Here is a 16304-nt window from a genome sequence, read left to right as displayed (position 1 = left end):
CGGCGGCCTCGGTCGGCAATTCGGCAGCGGGCAGGCTGGCGCTCATCGACGAAGGGCCCGGCTCACAGCACGCGGTGGCCCAGCGCCGGCAGCTGTTCGCGGCAGGCGGCCAGGCGCGCGATGTCCAGCTCGGCGATCACCACGCCTTCGCCCTCGTCGCGACGTTCGGCCAGCAGCTGGCCCCAGGGCTCGGCCACCAGCGTCTGGCCCCAGGTGCGCCGGCCGTTCTCGTGCCGCCCGCCCTGGGCGGGCGCGGCCACGAAGGCCAGGTTCTCGATGGCGCGGGCGCGCAGCAGCAGCTCCCAGTGCGCCTCGCCGGTGGTGTGGGTGAAGGCGGCCGGCACCAGCAGCAGCTCCGCGCCCTGCGCCGAGAGTTGGCGGTAGAGCTCCGGAAAGCGCAGGTCGTAGCAGACCGACAGGCCCACCTTCCAGCGATGGCCGTCGCGCGAGGGCAGCTCGAACAGCGTCGGGCTGCCGCCCGGCGCAATGACGCGCGCCTCGTCGTAGCGCTCGCGGCCGTTGTCGAAGCAGAAGAGATGGATCTTGTCGTAGCGCGCCACGCATTCGCCCGTCGGCGCATAGGCGAGCGAGGTGTTGAACACATGGGCCTCGTCCGCCGCCTGCAGGGGCAGCGTGCCGCCCACGATCCACAGGCCGAACTCGCGGGCGCAGGCCGCCAGGAAGTCCTGCACGGGCCCCTGGCCGGGCGCTTCGCGCAGCGGCAGCTTGTCGGTGTCGCGGTGGCCCATGAGGCAGAAATACTCGGGCAGCGCGGCCAGTTCGGCACCCGCCTCGGCGGCCTGGGCGAGCAGGGCGCGGGCCCGCGCGAGGTTGTCCTCGCGCACGGGGCCCGAGACCATCTGGATGGCGGCGATCTTCATGGTTTGGCTTCGTTGTCGGTGGCAGTGCCGGCGCCCGGTTGTGCCGCCGCGCGCGGCACCTTGACCACGCGCGGATCGGCCCAGGTGCCGTCGATCAGGAACTCCTGCGTGGTGGCGGCCACCAGCGGACGGCTCAACACCATCTGCGCCAGGAAGGTGCCCAGGCCGATTGCCGGATTGATGGCCGTGGCCACCAGCGCGGCCGTGCCGGCGTTGATCTCGGGAATCACCACCACCCGCAGCTGCTGCGTCTCGTGCGCGATGTCGGCCGAGCCGTCCATGAAGACGGCGGCATTCACACCCTTCATCTGCAGGTTGTTGGTGCTGGCGATGCCGTTGGCGATGCGCGCGTCGCCGCGGATCTGGTCGAAGGCGAAGCCGGCGCTGAACAGGTCGCGGAAGTCCAGCGTCAGCCGGCGCGGCAGCGCCTGCAGGTTGATCACGCCCAGCAGCTTGGCGATGCCGGGCTCGGCCTTGAGGAACTGGCCGCTCGTCACGTCCACGTGCAGCTGGCCGCCCAGCGAGGCCAGGTCCAGGTCGAAGGGCGAGCCCTGCCAATGGACGTCGCCGCCCAGCCGGCCCTTGCCGGAGGCCAGCACGCCCGGCATGCCGAAGCGGCCGAGCAGCGCGCCGGCATCCTGCATGTCGAGCGTGAAGTCCAGCATCATGTGGCGCTTGGCGCCCGTGGAGGTGGGCGGTGCCCAGCGGCCCTTGGCCTCCAGGCGCGCCTCGGGCAGCGTGAAGGCCAGCTTGTCGAGCCGCCATTCGCGCCGGCCGCCTTCGGCGGACTGCGTGGCCGCCACGATCTCGGCCCGGCCCAGGTGGCGGCCGAGCAGTTCCAGGTCGTCCACCACCACGTCCAGCGCCGGCAGGTCCTCGGGCGGGGCGGTGTCGAGCAGCGACTCCACCTGCTCGCGCGACTCGCCCGGCGCGATGCGCAGGTAGGCCAGCCGCGCCTTCACCTGGGCGGGCGCCTGGTTGCGGTACTCGACGCTGCCGCTCAGCTCGCGGGCCTGCACCTTGGCCTTGTACAGATTACCTTCGATGGTGCCGTCCACCGTCAGATCGTGCAGCGTGCGGCCGGCCACCTGCAGGCGGCCGGCCTGCAGCGCAACGCGGTTGGGCAGCCAGGGCGAGGCGGCCACCGCCTGGGCGGTGCCCGGCGGTGCGGGCGTGGCCGGGGCGGCCGGCGCCTTCTGCGTCGCCAGGGCGCGCCAGGCGTCCACGTCGATGTCGTCCAGGTGGATCTGCGCCAGCACGCCGTTGGCCGGCAGCGTCTTCGAGCCGGCCACGGCCGTGCCGACACGCAGCGCGCCGCGCACCACGGTGGGCTGCGGCGTGTCGAGCTCGCGCACGTACTCGGCCGAGGCCACGTCGCCCAGGCGCACGTCGATGGTCTCGGTGCGGCCGCGGCGCGCTTCCTCGGCCTGGCGCAGGCCGAGGCGAAGCGGGCGCGTCGCTTCGGCAGATTTGCCCAGGGGCGCCGGCAGGTCCATGCCCAGGCCCTGCAGGCTGCTCTCGAACTGGAAGTCGGGGACGCCGTTCTGCAGCTGCAGGCTGGCCGTGTAGCTGCTGCCGCCCTGCAGCCGGCCGGCCAAACCGTTGAGTTCGGGCTGGCCTTCCACCGTGCGCAGGCCTTCGGCCGTGAACTGGCCCTGGGCCTTGAGCGCAAGCGGCTTGGTGGTGCCGCCGTAGCCGCCCTGGCCTTCGATGCGGATGGGGCCGCCGGCCAACTGGGCCTGCACGCCGGCCAGCGAGAAGCCGCTGTCGGTGAACTGCAGCGTGCCCTTGACCTGCGTGAACGATGGCGAATTCGGCACCAGCCGCACGTCGTTGCCCGGCAGGGCGACGCTGGCCTTGACCTGCGTCTGCGCCATCTGCGTGAGCGGCATGTCCATGTCGAAGCGGTAGTCGGCGTTTCCGCTGGCCTGGATGCCCCCGATGAAGCTGCGGGCGTCGCCGGTGAGCGGCGCGCCCTGGCGCAACAGGTCGGCCACCGGGCCGCGGGCCTGCAACTGCAGCAGCAGCCGGGGCGCATGGGCGAGGTCGGGAATGCGGGCCTCGCCCTTGACCAGTTCGATGGAGGGCGCCCCCGCCATGCGCCCGCGGGCGTTCAGCACCTGCATCGTCTGCCGGTCGAACACCAGTTCGCCCGACAGGCCGGTAACGGCCGGCCAGGCCGCGTGGCCGGTGGGCACATGCGGCACGTAGTTGAAGTGCACGTCCTGCACCTGGGCTGTGATGCGGAAGGCGTCCTGCGGCGCCGCCGAAGGCACATGGTGCAGGTCGCCGCGGATGCGGAACTGCACGTCGCTGGCGCGGCCCTTGACCACGGCGTCGCGCACGTAGTGGCGCGTCTCGGCCGGGATGCCCAGCGGCAGGTAGCGGTGCACACGGGTGCCGTCGGCGCGGGTGAGCTGGGCCGTGAGATCGAGCACGCCCGGAAAGCGGCCCTGCCCGGCGGGTGCGGGCTGCCCGGTGTGCCAGCGGATCTGCGCGCTGCCTTCCGCGTCGGCATTGGTCAGGCGCAGATCGGGCAGCTGAACCTCGATGTCCTCGTCCTTGCGGCTCCAGTGCACGGTGGTGTCGAGCCGGTCGACCGGCACCGAGGGTTCCTCGAACACGCCCGGCACGTCGACCGCGCCGTTGCGGATCGCCAACCGGGCGGTGCCGCCGGCCTGGTTCAGGTCGACCTCGGCATCCAGGCCACGCACGCCAGGCGAACCCAGTTGGTGGCCATCGGGCGTGGCGTTGCGTCCGTCCGCCGCCACCGCCAGGCCCTTCACGCGCAGCCTGGCCTGGTAGCGCGTGGGCGAATCGGCCGGGCCCTGCCAGCTGCCCTCGATGTGTTCGAGCAGGCCGCGCGGCGCCCGCACCGCGAGCAGGCGCCGCACCTGGGTGCCGATGGGCAGCCGGTCGGCAATGAGGGCCATCGCGCCCAGGTCCAGCTGGTCCGCGCGCAGGGCGCCGCTCTCGGGCGTGCGCCCGTTGGCCGGCTGGGTGCGCAGCCAGAAGTTGCCGCCGGGCCAGCGCTGTCCGTCGCCGGTGGCGAACTGCAGGTTCTGCGTCGAGAACTCGAACAGCTGGTCGGTGGCGCGTACCGCGAGGCGCCCGGTCAGGTCGCGCAGTTGCAGGGGCTCGAGCTGGGCCCCGAGCACGGCGTCGATGCGCGACAGGGCCAGGTCGGCCGCGCCGCCCACGGCCCGGCCGGATTCGACGTCGATCCAGGCCCGCACGGCACCTTCGCCCTCGCGGATGCGGGCGTCGAGCTTGACGTACTGGCCCAGCCGGGTGACGTCGATGGCGGGCAGGTCGGCATAGAGCTGGCCGCTCCAGTCGCGCCAATCGCCGCTGCGCAGGCTCAGCAGCGGCTGGCGGAATCGGCCGTTGATGGAGAAGCGCTGCCCCCAGCCCTCGGGGGGCGTGGCGTCCAGCCGCATCGCGTGGCTGCGCACGCCATTGCGCACCACGAAGCGCACGTCTGCCAACGTGAGCGTGGGCGCATCGCGTGTCTCGTCGGTCCAGCGCACCGTGCCGTGCTCGACCACCACCTCGCGCTGGGAGAAGAGCCAGTCGGCGCCCGGGCTGTCGTCCTTGCGGTCGTCGGGGTTGAGCACCACGCCGGCGATGCGCAGCCGGCCGTCGGCATCGCGCCGCACGTCGAGCTCGGGCCGCTCGATGTAGAGCTGCTCGAAGCCGCGGTGCCACAGGGAGCGCGGCGACACGCTGGCCACGACGCGCGCCAGCCGCAACGCCTCGCCGCGGCCGGGGTCTTCCAGCACGACGTCGTGCAGCTCGATGGTCGGGAACAGGCTCCTGGAGTACGCCTCCAGCGAGCCGATGCGAACGGGTACCCCTGCGAGACGGCTGGCTTGCGCCTCCAGCGCGCCGCGCCACTCGCCGATCCGCGGCACAATCCACGCGTGTAGGACGACGACGCACAGGCCGACGAGCAACCAGCCGGCCACCACCAGGGCCAGCAGCCAGCGTGCTGCGGCAGCTGCGATCCTGAGCAGACGTGGAGGAGATGGCGTCGTGACATTCATGAAGGATCGCGCTGTGTCGGAAATTATGACCGGCCGCCCCTGGCCCGGTTCCGAGCCGGCCGGCGGAGAAGGCCCCTCAAACCGTCCGATTTCGGAGCATGCGCAGCCGGCTGTCTCGTCGGCCGCCATGCCGCCCTCGCGAGGGCTTTCATCGGGCTCTCGTTTCGTGCAGCGGCTGCGCCGGCGCTACGCCGACGAACTGACGCTGCTGCCCCCCGGGGCGCCCCGCCGCCCCCATATGGAGAGCGCGCTCGCCGCATTGCGCGCGGCCGGCCGGCCCACGGGCGATGCGCTGCGCATCGTGCGCCAGCTGGTCATGGAGCGCCTGATCGCCCGCGACTGCGATGAGCGCGCGCCCCTCGAGGAAGTGCTGCTGGCCGTCACCGAGCTGGCCGAGTTCGCCCTCGACACCGCCTGCCGCGAGGCCTGCGCCGAACTCGACGCCGTGCATGGCGCGCCACGCACCGCCGACGGCCAGCGGGCCCAGCTGTGGATCGTGGGCATGGGCAAGCTGGGCGCGCGCGAGCTCAACGTCTCCAGCGACATCGACCTCATCTACCTGTACGACCAGGACGGCGACACCGCCGGCGACGCCCAGGGCCGCGGCAGCATCGCCAACCAGGATTACTTCGGTCGCGCGGTCAAGCGCATCTACCAGCTGGTGGGCGACACGACCGAGCACGGCTTCGTCTTTCGCGTCGACCTGGCGCTGCGGCCCAACGGCAACTCGGGCCCCAGCGTGGTCTCGCTCGATGCCCTGGAGGAGTACTTCCAGGTCCAGGGCCGCGAATGGGAACGCTTCGCCTGGCTCAAGAGCCGCGTGGTGGCGCCCACGGCGGCCATCGAATCGGGCAGCGCCCAGGCCCTGCGCGGCGTGGTGCTGCCCTTCGTCTTCCGCCGCTACCTGGACTACAGCGTGTTCGACGCGCTGCGTTCGCTGCACCGCCAGATCCGCGAGCAGGCCATGCGCCGCAGCGCTGGCCGACCCGAGCGGGCCAATGACGTCAAGCTCTCGCGCGGCGGCATCCGCGAGATCGAATTCATCGTGCAGCTGCTGCAGGTGGTGCGCGGCGGGCAGTTTCCGGAGCTGCGCACGCGGCCCACGCTCGACGCCCTGCAGCGTCTGGCGCGTGCCGGCCTCATGCCCCAGGCCACGGCCGACGAGCTCGACCGCGCCTACCGCTTCCTGCGCCAGGTGGAGCACCGCATCCAGTACCTGGACGACCAGCAGACCCACATGCTGCCCGTGGCCGACGAAGACCTGCGCTGGATCTCCGCCACGCTGGACTTTCCGGACTGCTGTGCCTTCCTGGAGAAGCTGGACACCTACCGCGAGTTCGTGGCCCAGGAATTCGACACGCTGCTCGGCGGCGAAAAGCGCTGCAGCGGCGGCAGCTGCCAGCGCGGCGGCGCCGGCCAGCGTGCGGCGCCGCAGGATCTGGGTGAGCTGCTGGCCAGCCTGCCCGCGCCCTTCGCCGAGCGCGTGCGCCATTGGGCGGACAACCCGCGCATCGCCGCCCTGCGCGACGAGGCCCGCGCGCGGCTGCGGCAACTGGTGATCCGCACCGGCCGCTGGCTGCAGGAGGCCGAGGCCTCGACCGCAGGCGACCGTTGTGCCCATCCCGTGGACGCGGCGCTCCGATGGGCCGACTGGATCGAGCCGCTGCTGCGCCGCGAAAGCTACCTGGCGCTGCTGGTCGAGCGCCCCGGCGTGCACGAGCGCCTGCTGCGCCTGCTGGGCGCGGCCAAGTGGCCGGCGCGCTACCTGCTGCAGCACCCCGGCGTCATCGACGAACTCGCCAGCCCCGACATGCTGGCCGCGCGCTTCTCGGCCATCGAGTTCGACGCCGAACTGGAAGCCCGCCACCGCTCGCTCTCGCGCACCGGCGAGGCCGATGAGGAGGCGCTGATGAACCTGTTGCGCCGCGCCCACCATGCCGAAGTCTTCCGCATCCTGGCGCGCGACCTCGAAGGCCGGCTGACGGTGGAGCAAGTGGCCGACGACCTGAGTGCGCTGGCCGACACCGTGCTGGCCATCACCGCGCGCTGGTGCTGGCCGCATGTGCGCAATCGCCACCGCGAGCTACCGCGCTTCGCCGTCATCGGCTACGGCAAGCTCGGCGGCAAGGAGCTGGGCTACGGCAGCGACCTGGACATCGTCTTCGTCTATGAAGACGAGGACGAGCGCGCGCCCGAGGTCTACGCGGCCTACGTGCGCAAGCTCATCAACTGGCTGACCATCAAGACGCGCGAAGGCGACCTGTTCGAGATCGACACGGCGCTGCGGCCCAACGGCAACTCGGGCCTGCTGACCATCACCTTCGACGCCTACGAGAAGTACCAGCTGGGCCGCGGCAGCAACACCGCCTGGACCTGGGAACACCAGGCCATGACCCGCGCCCGCTATGTGCTGGGCAGCGCGGAGCTGGGCGCGCGCTTCAACGCGGTGCGTCACGCCGTCATCGCCGCCCCGCGTGACCGTGCCGCCCTGCGCAAGGAGATCGTCGCCATGCGCGAGAAGGTGCGCGCCGCCCACCCGGTGCGCCCTGGCCGCTTCGACGTCAAGCACAGCGCGGGCGGCATGGTGGACGCCGAGTTCGCCGTGCAGTACCTGGTGCTGGCCCATTCGGGCGAGGTACCGGCGCTGCTGGACAACGTGGGCAACATCGCGCTGCTGCAACGCGCCGAGGCCGCCGGCCTGCTGCCGGCCGGCGTGGGCCGCGCAGCCGGCGATGCCTACCGCGAGCTGCGCCGCCTGCAGCACCGCGCGCGCTTGGACGAGGCGCCCACGCAGGTGTCGCCCGAGCTGGCGGCCCGCGAGCGCGCCGCCATGCTGGCGCTGTGGGAGGCGGTCTTTGGCTGAGGCGGGCATGCGCGGCCACGCGCTCGTCGGCATGCCTTTGCGGTGGGCGACCTGGACGGCGGCCTGCGTCGCCGCCGTGCTGGCCGGATGCGCCAGTGCGCCGCGCGATGGCCCGCCCCGCAATCCACCCGCGGGCCTGGCGCAGACGCCCGATGCCGAGCCTCGCGTCGAGCCCATCCGCGCAGAGGGCGGGACCAGCCGGCCCTACACCGTCGCCGGCCGCAGCTACACGCCCCTCACCGACGACCGGCCGCTGGTCGAGCGCGGCCTGGCCTCCTGGTACGGCCAGGGTTTCCATGCGCGCTCCACCGCGAACGGCGAGCCCTACGACATGTATGCCATGACGGCCGCCCATCGCACCATGCCGTTGCCGAGTTACGCGCGGGTGCGCAACCCGGCCAACGGGCGCGAGGTGATCGTGCGGGTGAACGACCGCGGCCCCTTCCGCGACGACCGCATCATCGACCTGAGCTACACGGCGGCGCTGCGGCTGGACCTGCTGCGCGGCGTGGCGCCGGTGGAAGTGGAGCGGCTGACCAACGAGGCGATCCGCACCGGCGCCTGGCGCCGGCCGTCGGACACGCAGCTGGCCGCGGCGCCGACGGCCGTCGCGTCGTCACGAGCGGTGGCGTCGTCGGCGCAGGCCGAGGCCGTGCCAGTGCCAGTGCCGGCGGCCTGGGTGCAGCCGGTCGTGGCGGTCCCGGCGAACGCAGCGGCGTCGCCTTCGACATCCGCACCCGTGCCGGTCTGGCGGCTGGCCCAGGCGTCCACGGCCGTGACCAGCGATGCGGCACCTGCACCAGCGGGGCCCGAACTGCCAGCAGCCATTGCGCCTGCAGCGTCACTGCCCGCCGAGCCGCCGCCGCGTTTCCGCAACATGGAAGTCGCGCCCCTGGCGCCGATGACGCCAGCGCCTGTGCCGGCGCCCGCGGCTGCTGCGCCAGCCTCGCCTGCTGCACCGACCGCAACGCTGCCCGGCTCGGCGGCCGCCCCTGGCGTGTCGCCACCGTCCGCCGCAGGCGCGGCAGCGTCTGCCTCGTCAGCCATCGCTGCAGGCGTATGGATGCAACTCGGTGCCTTCCGCGAACGCGATGGGGCGCAGACGCTGCTGGCGCGCGTGGCCGCCTCCCAGCCCGAACTGGCGGGCCGCCTGCGCATCGTCGAAGAAGCGGGGGCGCACAAGGTGCAGGTCGGCCCCTATGCCACGCGCGACGCCGCGCAGGCGGCGGTCGGACCCCTGCGCGGTGCGCTGGGCCTGTCGCCCTTCGCGGTGGAACGCCGCTGAAGGCCTGCCCCGACGGCTTCCGCCCCGGGCCGATCCGGGCGCAGCGGCCGAGTGCGGCTCAGGTGCCCTGCGGGGCGGGTCCGGCCGGCGAGCCGATCCGGCTCGTCAGTTCCTTGCGGTAGCGATTCAGGTCCTGCACCGTCTTGAAGCTGCGGTTGAACAGCAGCCCCAGGTTGTGCAGGATGCGCTCGCCCACCTTGCCTTCCCACACGGCGTCGAAGCGGATCTGCTGGTCGAGCCAGTGTTCCAGCCAGTCCGGATCGGGCATGCGGCTTTGCACCGTGTCGCGCGGGAACAGCGCCTTGTTGACGTGCAGGTTGGTCGGGTGCAGCGCCTGGGCGGTGCGGCGGGCGCTGGCCATCAGCACGCCGACCTTGGCGAAGGCCGCGCGGGCCTCGTCGCCGCACTTCTCGAGCGCCCGGCGCATGTAGCGCAGGTAGGCGCCGCCGTGGCGCGCCTCGTCCTGCGAGAGCGTGGTGTAGATGTGCTTGATGACCGGCTCGCTGTGCCACTCGGCCGCGCGGCGGTACCAGTGGTTCAGCCGGATCTCGCCGCAGAAGTGCAGCATCAGCGTCTCCAGCGGCGGCGCGGGGTCGAAGTCGAAGCGCACCTGATGGAGTTCTTCCTCGCTGGGCACGCAGTCGGGCCGGAAGCGCCGCAGGTATTCCATCAGCACCAGCGAGTGTTTCTGTTCCTCGAAGAACCAGATGGACATGAAGGCGCTGAAGTCGCTGTCGTGCCGGTTGTCCCGAAGGAACATCTCGGTCGCCGGCAGCGCCGCCCATTCGGTGATGGCATTCATCTTGATGGTCTGCGCCTGTTCGTCGGACAGGCGCGCGCCATCGAAGTCCTGCCAGGGGATGTCGGTCGCCATGTCCCAGCGAACCGATTCGAGCTGCTTGAAGAGATCGGGGTAAAGCATGTCCGAAGGTCTGTGGGTGAACCTTGCATTGTCCCGGTCGCCCGGGTGCATCGGTGCCGTTGTCCGAGCCGCCGCGGGGTCTTCCGCCGTGCCGCGAAGACGGGCTTACGGAAATTTACAGACTCCCACGGGAACCATGGAAGTCGGCCTACGCTCGGAGAAAGGGTGAGCGCGGACCATTCCCCTCAACGGTTTTCGATGCTGCGAGATCTTCCGGATTCAGAGCCGGTCGAAGCATCCCGAGGCGACTCTTCTCCTCCTCCCTCCCTCCCTCCTTCGTGTCGGGATATCTCGCAGCATCTTTTTAACAATTGGCACTGGTGCCCGGCAGCGTCGCAGTGCCCTCCCCGAGGCGCGATTTCCATCGCGCCTTTTTCTTTGGTGCAGGGGCGCCGCTGCGACGGGTGAGGCGGCGCTCAGCGAGGGGCCGTGTCCTTGATGCTCGGCCGCTGGTGGAGCTTGTCGCACAGGCGGGCCAGCGAAGGATGCTCCGCCCGCCAGTCCAGGTCGGGAAAACGGAAGCCGATCCAGTCCAGGGCGCAAACGACCGCGATGTCCGAGAGGCTCAGATGGATGCCGCTGCAGAAGGGCTTGTCGCCCAGGCCCTTGGCCATGGCGGCGATGCCGGCCTCGACCTTGCCGCGCTGGCGGTCCATCCAGGCCTGGCTGCGCTCGCTGTCGGCGCGCTTGGGCCAGACGGCTTCCATGCGCCAGAGCACCCCGGCGTCCATCACGCCGTCGGCCAGGGCTTCCCAGGTCTTCACCTCGGCGCGCTCCCGGCCCGAGGCGGGGATGAGCTTGCCCACCGGCGACAGGGTGTCGAGGTACTCGACGATCACGCGCGAGTCGAACATGGCGTCGCCGCCGTCCATCACCAGGCAGGGCACCTTGCCCAGGGGGTTGGAGGTGGCGATGGTGGTGTCGTCGGCCCACACGTCTTCCTGCACGAACTCGTAGTCCAGGCGCTTCTCGGCCATGACGACGCGCACCTTACGCACGTAGGGGCTGGACGTCGATCCGATGAGTTTCATGCAGGCAGGATCCTCGAAAGTGGGCCAGGGGAGGCGGGGCGCGGCGGATTCTAGAGGGAGCGCCGCCGGGCCGCCCCAGGCGCCTGCCGCCAAGGCGCCACCTACAATCCCGGGATGAGTTTCGCGCCCGTTTCCGCCCTTTCGCCCCTCGATGGCCGCTATGCCGGCAAGCTCGCGCCGCTTCGCCCGCTGATGAGCGAGCAGGGCTACATGCACCGCCGCGTCCAGGTCGAAGTGGCCTGGTTCATCGCCCTGTCCGATGCCGGCTTCGCGGAGTTCAAGCCGCTGACGCCGGGCGCCCGCAAGTACCTGATGGGCCTGGTCTCGCATTTCTCCGAAGCCGACGCGCTGGCGATCAAGGAGATCGAGAAGACCACCAACCACGACGTCAAGGCCGTGGAGTACTGGATCAAGTCCAAGTTCGAGGCCCGGCCCGAGCTGGAGTCCGCCGCCGAGTTCGTGCACTTCGCCTGCACCAGCGAGGACATCAACAACACCAGCCATGCGCTGCAGATCCAGGCCGCGCGCGACCAGGTGGTGCTGCCGGCGCTGGACGGCATCCTCGCCACGCTGCGCAAGATGGCTGGGGACTTCGCCGCCGTGCCCATGCTCAGCCGCACCCACGGCCAGACCGCCAGCCCGACGACCGTGGGCAAGGAGATCGCCAACGTCGCGGTGCGCCTGGCCAAGGCGCGCGAGCAGATCGCCGCGGTCAAGCTCATGGGCAAGATGAACGGCGCCGTGGGCAACTACAACGCCCACCTGGCCGCCTGGCCCGACTTCGACTGGGAGGCCTTCAGCCGCAAGGTGGTCGAGACGCCGGCGCCGCAGGGCCTGGGTCTGGTCTTCCAGCCCTTCAGCATCCAGATCGAGCCGCACGACTACATGGCCGAACTGTTCGATGCGCTGGCGCGGGCCAACACCATCCTGGTCGACTTCTCGCGCGACGTCTGGGGCTACATCAGCCTGGGCTACTTCAAGCAGCGGCTCAAGGCGGGCGAGATCGGCTCGTCCACCATGCCGCACAAGGTCAACCCGATCGACTTCGAGAACGCCGAGGGCAACCTGGGCCTGGCCAATGCGCTGCTGCGCCACCTGTCGGAAAAGCTGCCCATCAGCCGCTGGCAGCGCGACCTGACCGATTCGACCGTGCTGCGCAACGTTGGCGTGGCCTTCGGCTATGCCGTGCTGGCGTATGCCAGCCTGGCCACCGGTCTGGGCAAGCTGGAGCTCAACGAGGCCGCCCTGGCCGAGGACCTGGACAGCAGCTGGGAAGTGCTGGCCGAGCCGATCCAGACCGTGATGCGCCGCTACGGCGTGGCGGGCGCCTACGAGAAGCTCAAGGAAGTGACCCGCGGCCAGGCGGTGACGGCCGAGGCGCTGCACGGGCTGATCCGCTCGCTCGAGATCCCCGAGGCCGAGAAGGAGCGACTGCTGGCGATGACGCCCGGCAGCTACACCGGCAAGGCGGCCGAGCTGGCCCGACGCGTGGGCGGCGGCCAAGCCTGATGGCGCTCAAGTCCACCATCTTCAAGGCCAACCTGGCCGTGGCCGACATCGACCACGGCTACTACGCCGACCATGCGCTGACCCTGGCCCGCCACCCGAGCGAGACCGACGAGCGGATGATGATCCGCCTGGCGGCCCTGGCCCTGCAGGCGCACCAGCTGCAGGCCATGTGCGGCGGCGACGGCCAGCTGGCCTTCGGCGCCGGCCTGTCCGACCCGGACGAGCCCGACGTCTGGCTGCGCGACTTCACTGGCCGTGCGCGGCTGTGGATCGAGGTGGGCCAGCCCGAGGACAAGCCGGTGACCAAGGCCTGCGGCAAGGCGGACCAGGTGGTGGTTTACGCCTTCGCCAGCTCCGCCGAGGTCTGGTGGCGCGGCATCGAGACCAAGCTGACCCGGCCGCAGAACCTGCAGGTGTGGCGCATTCCCACGGCGGCCTCGCAGCAACTGTCGGCCCTGGCCCAGCGCAGCATGCAGTTGCAGGCCACGGTCCAGGAGGGCGTGCTGATGCTTGGCGACGGCGAGCGCTCCGTCGACATCGAGCCACAGCGCTTGAAATGAACACCCCCCATGCCGCTTCGCGGCTCCCCCCTCTCTGTCGCCTTCGGCTCGGAGGGGGGCGCACCCAGAGGCCTGGCGGAGCCAGTTCCTCGGGTGCCCTGGCGTGGCGTGCCGAGAGCCCTCGGCGACTGCCTACGTAGAGCTGTTGGGGGGCAGTAGGGCGCTCAAAGCCCCGGCATCGGCGCGCCGCAGTTCCAGCACTGCTCGAAGCCGCCTTCCACGAACTCCCCGCAGCGGCAGTGCCACTGGCGCTGCGGGGGTCGCTGCAGCGCGCCCAGCAGGCGCAGGGCGCGGCTGTGGTCGTCGTCGTGCTCGACCCACAGCTCCGGTAGGCACTGGTCCGGCGGCAACTGGCCTGCGGCGGCGCCCAGGTACTCGCGCTGCACGCTCACCGACAGCCCCTGTGCCCGCAGGGCATCGGCCCACAGGGTGGCCAATGCCAGATTGGGGGCCTGGGCGAGGCGGCGCATGGGCGTACGGGGATTCGGTCAGGGCGTCGGATCGCCGACCGCCGGCGCGGCGGGGTCCGAGGGCGGTGGCTCGTCTGCGGCAGGCGCATCCGCCTCACGCGCACGTTCGGCATAGCGGTTGAAGCGCCACGCCGTGTCCTGCATGGTGATGCGGCGCCAGGTCTGCCGCTTCTCGGCCGGGCTCATCGCCGGCCAGTGCTGCACCTCGTCGAAGCTGCGTCCGCAGCCCTTGCATTCGTCGTCGCCCTGGCTGGTCGAGCAGATGGCGATGCAGGGCGTGTCAGGGGTGGTCTCATACCAGGCCGCCCACGCCGCCCAGGCCTTCGGCGGAAAGCCGAACTCGTCGGCCTCGTCCTCGCGGTGGAAGACCATCAGCGCATAGACCTCGGCCAGCGCGCGCACCTCGGGTGCCAGGCTGATGCCGTCGGGCGATGGCTTCAGTCGCCGCCAGTGGTTGATGGCGGCCTCGATGTCGGTGATGTGGATGCCGGCCATGCAGGAGGAAACGTGGCGACCGCGACGGCCGGAATGCCGTCTTGATCGAAATGAGGGCCGGCGATCTTATCGCCATGGTTCCCGCCTTGCGCCTCGCGAGGGCGCTGTGTTCCAATCGCGCCGTTCGAAGGGGAGTAGCTCCCGGCCCGGCCCCACGCCGGCGCTGTCGGTCCTGTCGTCAGTACGAAGCGCAAGCTTCCGGCAGTTCCGGGTCCGGTATCCGCAAAGGAGCCGTTCCGAGCAAGACCTTTGATGAGCCCGCTTCGGGCTGATCAAGGCCGTCCTTCGGTTCCATGGTGCACCCCTCGGTGCACCTTCCTCGATCAGCCCGCAGCGGGCTGCCCTCCCCGGCAGGCGCCAGCCGCCTGCTCATCGGTCACAGGTATTGAGGAATCTATGGACTTTCTGACTTCTCCCGAGTTCTGGGTCGCACTCGGGCAGATCATCATCATCGACATCCTGCTGGGTGGCGACAACGCGGTCGTGATCGCGCTGGCCTGCCGCAAGCTGCCGCCCGCGCAGCGCACCAAGGGCATCATCTGGGGCACCGCCGGTGCCATCATCCTGCGGGTGGTGCTCATCGCCTTCGCGATGACGCTGCTGAATCTGCCCTTCCTGAAGCTGGTCGGCGCATTGCTGCTGGTGTGGATCGGCATCAAGCTGCTGGCGCCCGATGAAGAGGGCCACGGCGAGGTCGCGAGCAGCGACCGCCTGTTCGCCGCCATCAAGACCATCATCGTGGCCGACCTGGTGATGAGCGTGGACAACGTCATCGCCATCGCCGGCGCCGCCCAGAACGCCGGCGACCACTCGCTGCTGCTGGTGGTGCTGGGCCTCGTGATCTCGATCCCGATCATCGTCTGGGGCAGCCAGCTGGTCATCAAGCTGATGGAGCGCTATCCGCTGATCATCACCCTCGGGGGCATGCTGCTGGGCTGGATCGCCGGCGGCATGCTGGTCACCGATCCGGTGCTGGCCAACCCCGACCGCTGGCAGTGGATGCTGAAGCTGCCGCAGACCGACGTGATCAAGTACGGTGCCCAGATCGCTGGCGCGCTGCTGGTGCTGGCCATCGGCAAGGCCGTGCTGGCCCGCCGCAGCAAGCAGGTGGCCGTGCATTGATCGCGTTCGAGGCCGGCTGAACCTTTTCGGTGGGCCGGCCTCCTTCTGTCATCCCCACTTTCCCGGCCCAAGGAGCCCCTCGATGGACAAGATCATCCTGTACGTGGACGACGCGGCCTATGCCGTGGAACACCTGGACCAGCTGGCACCGGCCGCGCCGGACCGGCACTGGATCGTGGTGGCCTGCGCGCCGCGCATGACCCACCGCATCAGCAAGTGGGTGAGCCACAGCGCGCGCGAGAACTGGCGCGCCAAGTGGTTCGCCCGCGTGCAGGAAGCGCTGGGGCCCCTGCTGGCCCGCGAGGGCGCGCAGACCACCGCCGTGCTGGCCAAGGGGCCGCTGGTCGAACTGACGCAGCGTCTGCATCTGGAGCACGGCGCGGCCCGCGTGGTGGATGCGCGCCGTCCCCGCATCGGCTCGGCCATGGAGCCCCTGGTGCCGGCGGCGGCGGATTCGGCGCCTCGCCGTCCGCTCGTTCCGGGCGCACGTGCGCTGCCGGGTGGCCTGGCGGGGCTGGCCGCCTTCCTGCTGCTGGCGCCCGGCCTGGCTGACTGAGCGGCGTGCCGGCCGGGCCGGCATGCGGCCCGTCGTCAGGTCCACCGGCTATGCTGGCGCCATGCGATTGATCCTCAAATGGGTGCTCAGCGCCTTGGCGCTGCTGATGGTCACCTACCTCTACGGCGGGGTGCAGATCTCGGGATTCGGCAGCGCGATGATCGCGGCAGCCGTGCTCGCGCTGCTCAACGTCTTCGTGCGGCCCGTGCTGGTGATCCTGACCCTGCCGGTCACGCTGGTCACGCTCGGGCTGTTCCTCTTCGTCGTGAACGCGCTGATCTTCTGGATGGCCTCGGGACTGCTGCCCGGTTTCCATGTCGACGGCTTCTGGGCGGCGCTGTTCGGCTCGCTGCTGTACTCGATCTTCGGCGTGATCATCGAGGCCGCCATCGGCGCCAGCCGGCGCTGAATAGTGAAACACCCCCCATGCCGCTTTGCGGCTCCCCCCTCACTGGCGCCTTCGGCTTGGAGGGGGGCGCACCCAGAGGCCCGGCAAAGCCGGTTCCTCGGGTGCCCTGGCATGGCCTGCTCCGCGGCCACTCGATCCTTGTTGCTGCGGCGCTG

At 70.8% G+C, this 16304-nt stretch carries 13 protein-coding genes; 7 read left to right on the top strand and 6 right to left on the bottom strand.

The genetic code is table 11. The features are described from left to right. Positions 1-62 precede the first annotated feature (62 nt). Together KBC94_RS02580 and KBC94_RS02575 are read right to left on the bottom strand one after the other, a co-directional pair. The gene (locus KBC94_RS02580) at positions 63-881 is read right to left on the bottom strand and encodes a carbon-nitrogen hydrolase family protein (RefSeq protein ID WP_294366053.1); all 819 of its coding nucleotides are present in this window, start codon (positions 879-881) and stop codon (positions 63-65) included. Next, positions 878-4927 carry a YhdP family protein gene (locus KBC94_RS02575; RefSeq protein ID WP_294366051.1) on the bottom strand — a complete coding sequence of 1350 codons (4050 nt, stop codon included), beginning with the start codon at positions 4925-4927 and terminating at the stop codon, positions 878-880. The genes KBC94_RS02580 and KBC94_RS02575 overlap by 4 nt, the downstream gene beginning before the upstream one ends. 127 nt (positions 4928-5054) lie before the next feature. Between KBC94_RS02575 and glnE the strand changes: the two genes are divergently transcribed. Together glnE and KBC94_RS02565 are read left to right on the top strand one after the other, a co-directional pair. Beyond that, the gene (glnE, locus tag KBC94_RS02570; RefSeq protein WP_294366049.1) at positions 5055-7790 is read left to right on the top strand and encodes a bifunctional [glutamate--ammonia ligase]-adenylyl-L-tyrosine phosphorylase/[glutamate--ammonia-ligase] adenylyltransferase; all 2736 of its coding nucleotides are present in this window, start codon (positions 5055-5057) and stop codon (positions 7788-7790) included. Positions 7791-7797: 7 nt separating this feature from the next. Beyond that, the gene (locus KBC94_RS02565; protein WP_294366047.1) at positions 7798-9075 is read left to right on the top strand and encodes a septal ring lytic transglycosylase RlpA family protein; all 1278 of its coding nucleotides are present in this window, start codon (positions 7798-7800) and stop codon (positions 9073-9075) included. A 58-nt stretch (positions 9076-9133) separates the two neighbouring features. On the opposite strand, the gene KBC94_RS02560 is transcribed toward KBC94_RS02565, so the two are convergent. Then, on the bottom strand, positions 9134-9997 hold the full coding sequence (locus KBC94_RS02560; protein WP_294366045.1) for a ferritin-like domain-containing protein: 864 nt from the start codon (positions 9995-9997) through the stop codon (positions 9134-9136). A gap of 416 nt (positions 9998-10413) precedes the next feature. Further along, positions 10414-11028: a glutathione S-transferase N-terminal domain-containing protein gene (locus tag KBC94_RS02555; RefSeq protein ID WP_294366043.1), complete on the bottom strand. Its 615-nt coding sequence runs from the start codon at positions 11026-11028 to the stop codon at positions 10414-10416. Between the two features lie 114 nt (positions 11029-11142). Between KBC94_RS02555 and purB the strand changes: the two genes are divergently transcribed. After that, positions 11143-12537, top strand: a complete 1395-nt coding sequence (purB, locus tag KBC94_RS02550; RefSeq protein WP_076504976.1) for an adenylosuccinate lyase — start codon at positions 11143-11145, stop codon at positions 12535-12537. After that, complete coding sequence (locus tag KBC94_RS02545; protein WP_294366039.1) at positions 12537-13097, top strand: YaeQ family protein; 561 nt, start codon at positions 12537-12539, stop codon at positions 13095-13097. The genes purB and KBC94_RS02545 overlap by 1 nt, the downstream gene beginning before the upstream one ends. A 164-nt stretch (positions 13098-13261) precedes the next feature. Here the strand turns inward: KBC94_RS02545 and KBC94_RS02540 are convergent, their stop codons facing one another. Together KBC94_RS02540 and KBC94_RS02535 are read right to left on the bottom strand one after the other, a co-directional pair. Then, positions 13262-13567, bottom strand: coding sequence for a DUF2007 domain-containing protein (locus KBC94_RS02540; RefSeq protein WP_294366037.1), 306 nt, complete (start codon positions 13565-13567; stop codon positions 13262-13264). Positions 13568-13585: 18 nt separating this feature from the next. Beyond that, on the bottom strand, positions 13586-14062 hold the full coding sequence (locus tag KBC94_RS02535) for a DUF3717 domain-containing protein (protein ID WP_294366036.1): 477 nt from the start codon (positions 14060-14062) through the stop codon (positions 13586-13588). A gap of 396 nt (positions 14063-14458) precedes the next feature. Here KBC94_RS02535 and KBC94_RS02530 point away from each other — a divergent pair, with 396 nt between their 5' ends. The 3 genes from KBC94_RS02530 to KBC94_RS02520 all read left to right on the top strand — a co-directional run bounded on the left by KBC94_RS02530 (position 14459) and on the right by KBC94_RS02520 (position 16149). Continuing rightward, positions 14459-15184, top strand: coding sequence for a TerC family protein (locus tag KBC94_RS02530; protein WP_294366035.1), 726 nt, complete (start codon positions 14459-14461; stop codon positions 15182-15184). Between the two features lie 82 nt (positions 15185-15266). After that, positions 15267-15740 carry a hypothetical protein gene (locus KBC94_RS02525; protein ID WP_294366034.1) on the top strand — a complete coding sequence of 158 codons (474 nt, stop codon included), beginning with the start codon at positions 15267-15269 and terminating at the stop codon, positions 15738-15740. 61 nt (positions 15741-15801) lie between these two features. Then, the gene (locus KBC94_RS02520; protein WP_043114101.1) at positions 15802-16149 is read left to right on the top strand and encodes a phage holin family protein; all 348 of its coding nucleotides are present in this window, start codon (positions 15802-15804) and stop codon (positions 16147-16149) included. Positions 16150-16304: the final 155 nt, after the last annotated feature.

It is taken from the genome of Pseudacidovorax sp., assembly GCF_017991995.1.
GTDB lineage: Bacteria > Pseudomonadota > Gammaproteobacteria > Burkholderiales > Burkholderiaceae_C > Xenophilus.
Note: the sequence above shows the minus strand (reverse complement) of the source record. Positions and strands in the feature narration are given on the sequence as shown.

Bases quoted from the DNA above. Each gene is read 5' to 3' on its own strand.
- KBC94_RS02580 (WP_294366053.1), bottom strand. From the start codon at position 881: ATGAAGATCGCCGCCATCCAGATGGTCTCGGGCCCCGTGCGCGAGGAC.
- KBC94_RS02575 (WP_294366051.1), bottom strand. From the start codon at position 4,927: ATGAATGTCACGACGCCATCTCCTCCACGTCTGCTCAGGATCGCAGCT.
- glnE (WP_294366049.1), top strand. From the start codon at position 5,055: ATGCCGCCCTCGCGAGGGCTTTCATCGGGCTCTCGTTTCGTGCAGCGG.
- KBC94_RS02565 (WP_294366047.1), top strand. From the start codon at position 7,798: ATGCGCGGCCACGCGCTCGTCGGCATGCCTTTGCGGTGGGCGACCTGG.
- KBC94_RS02560 (WP_294366045.1), bottom strand. From the start codon at position 9,997: ATGCTTTACCCCGATCTCTTCAAGCAGCTCGAATCGGTTCGCTGGGAC.
- KBC94_RS02555 (WP_294366043.1), bottom strand. From the start codon at position 11,028: ATGAAACTCATCGGATCGACGTCCAGCCCCTACGTGCGTAAGGTGCGC.
- purB (WP_076504976.1), top strand. From the start codon at position 11,143: ATGAGTTTCGCGCCCGTTTCCGCCCTTTCGCCCCTCGATGGCCGCTAT.
- KBC94_RS02545 (WP_294366039.1), top strand. From the start codon at position 12,537: ATGGCGCTCAAGTCCACCATCTTCAAGGCCAACCTGGCCGTGGCCGAC.
- KBC94_RS02540 (WP_294366037.1), bottom strand. From the start codon at position 13,567: ATGCGCCGCCTCGCCCAGGCCCCCAATCTGGCATTGGCCACCCTGTGG.
- KBC94_RS02535 (WP_294366036.1), bottom strand. From the start codon at position 14,062: ATGGCCGGCATCCACATCACCGACATCGAGGCCGCCATCAACCACTGG.
- KBC94_RS02530 (WP_294366035.1), top strand. From the start codon at position 14,459: ATGGACTTTCTGACTTCTCCCGAGTTCTGGGTCGCACTCGGGCAGATC.
- KBC94_RS02525 (WP_294366034.1), top strand. From the start codon at position 15,267: ATGGACAAGATCATCCTGTACGTGGACGACGCGGCCTATGCCGTGGAA.
- KBC94_RS02520 (WP_043114101.1), top strand. From the start codon at position 15,802: ATGCGATTGATCCTCAAATGGGTGCTCAGCGCCTTGGCGCTGCTGATG.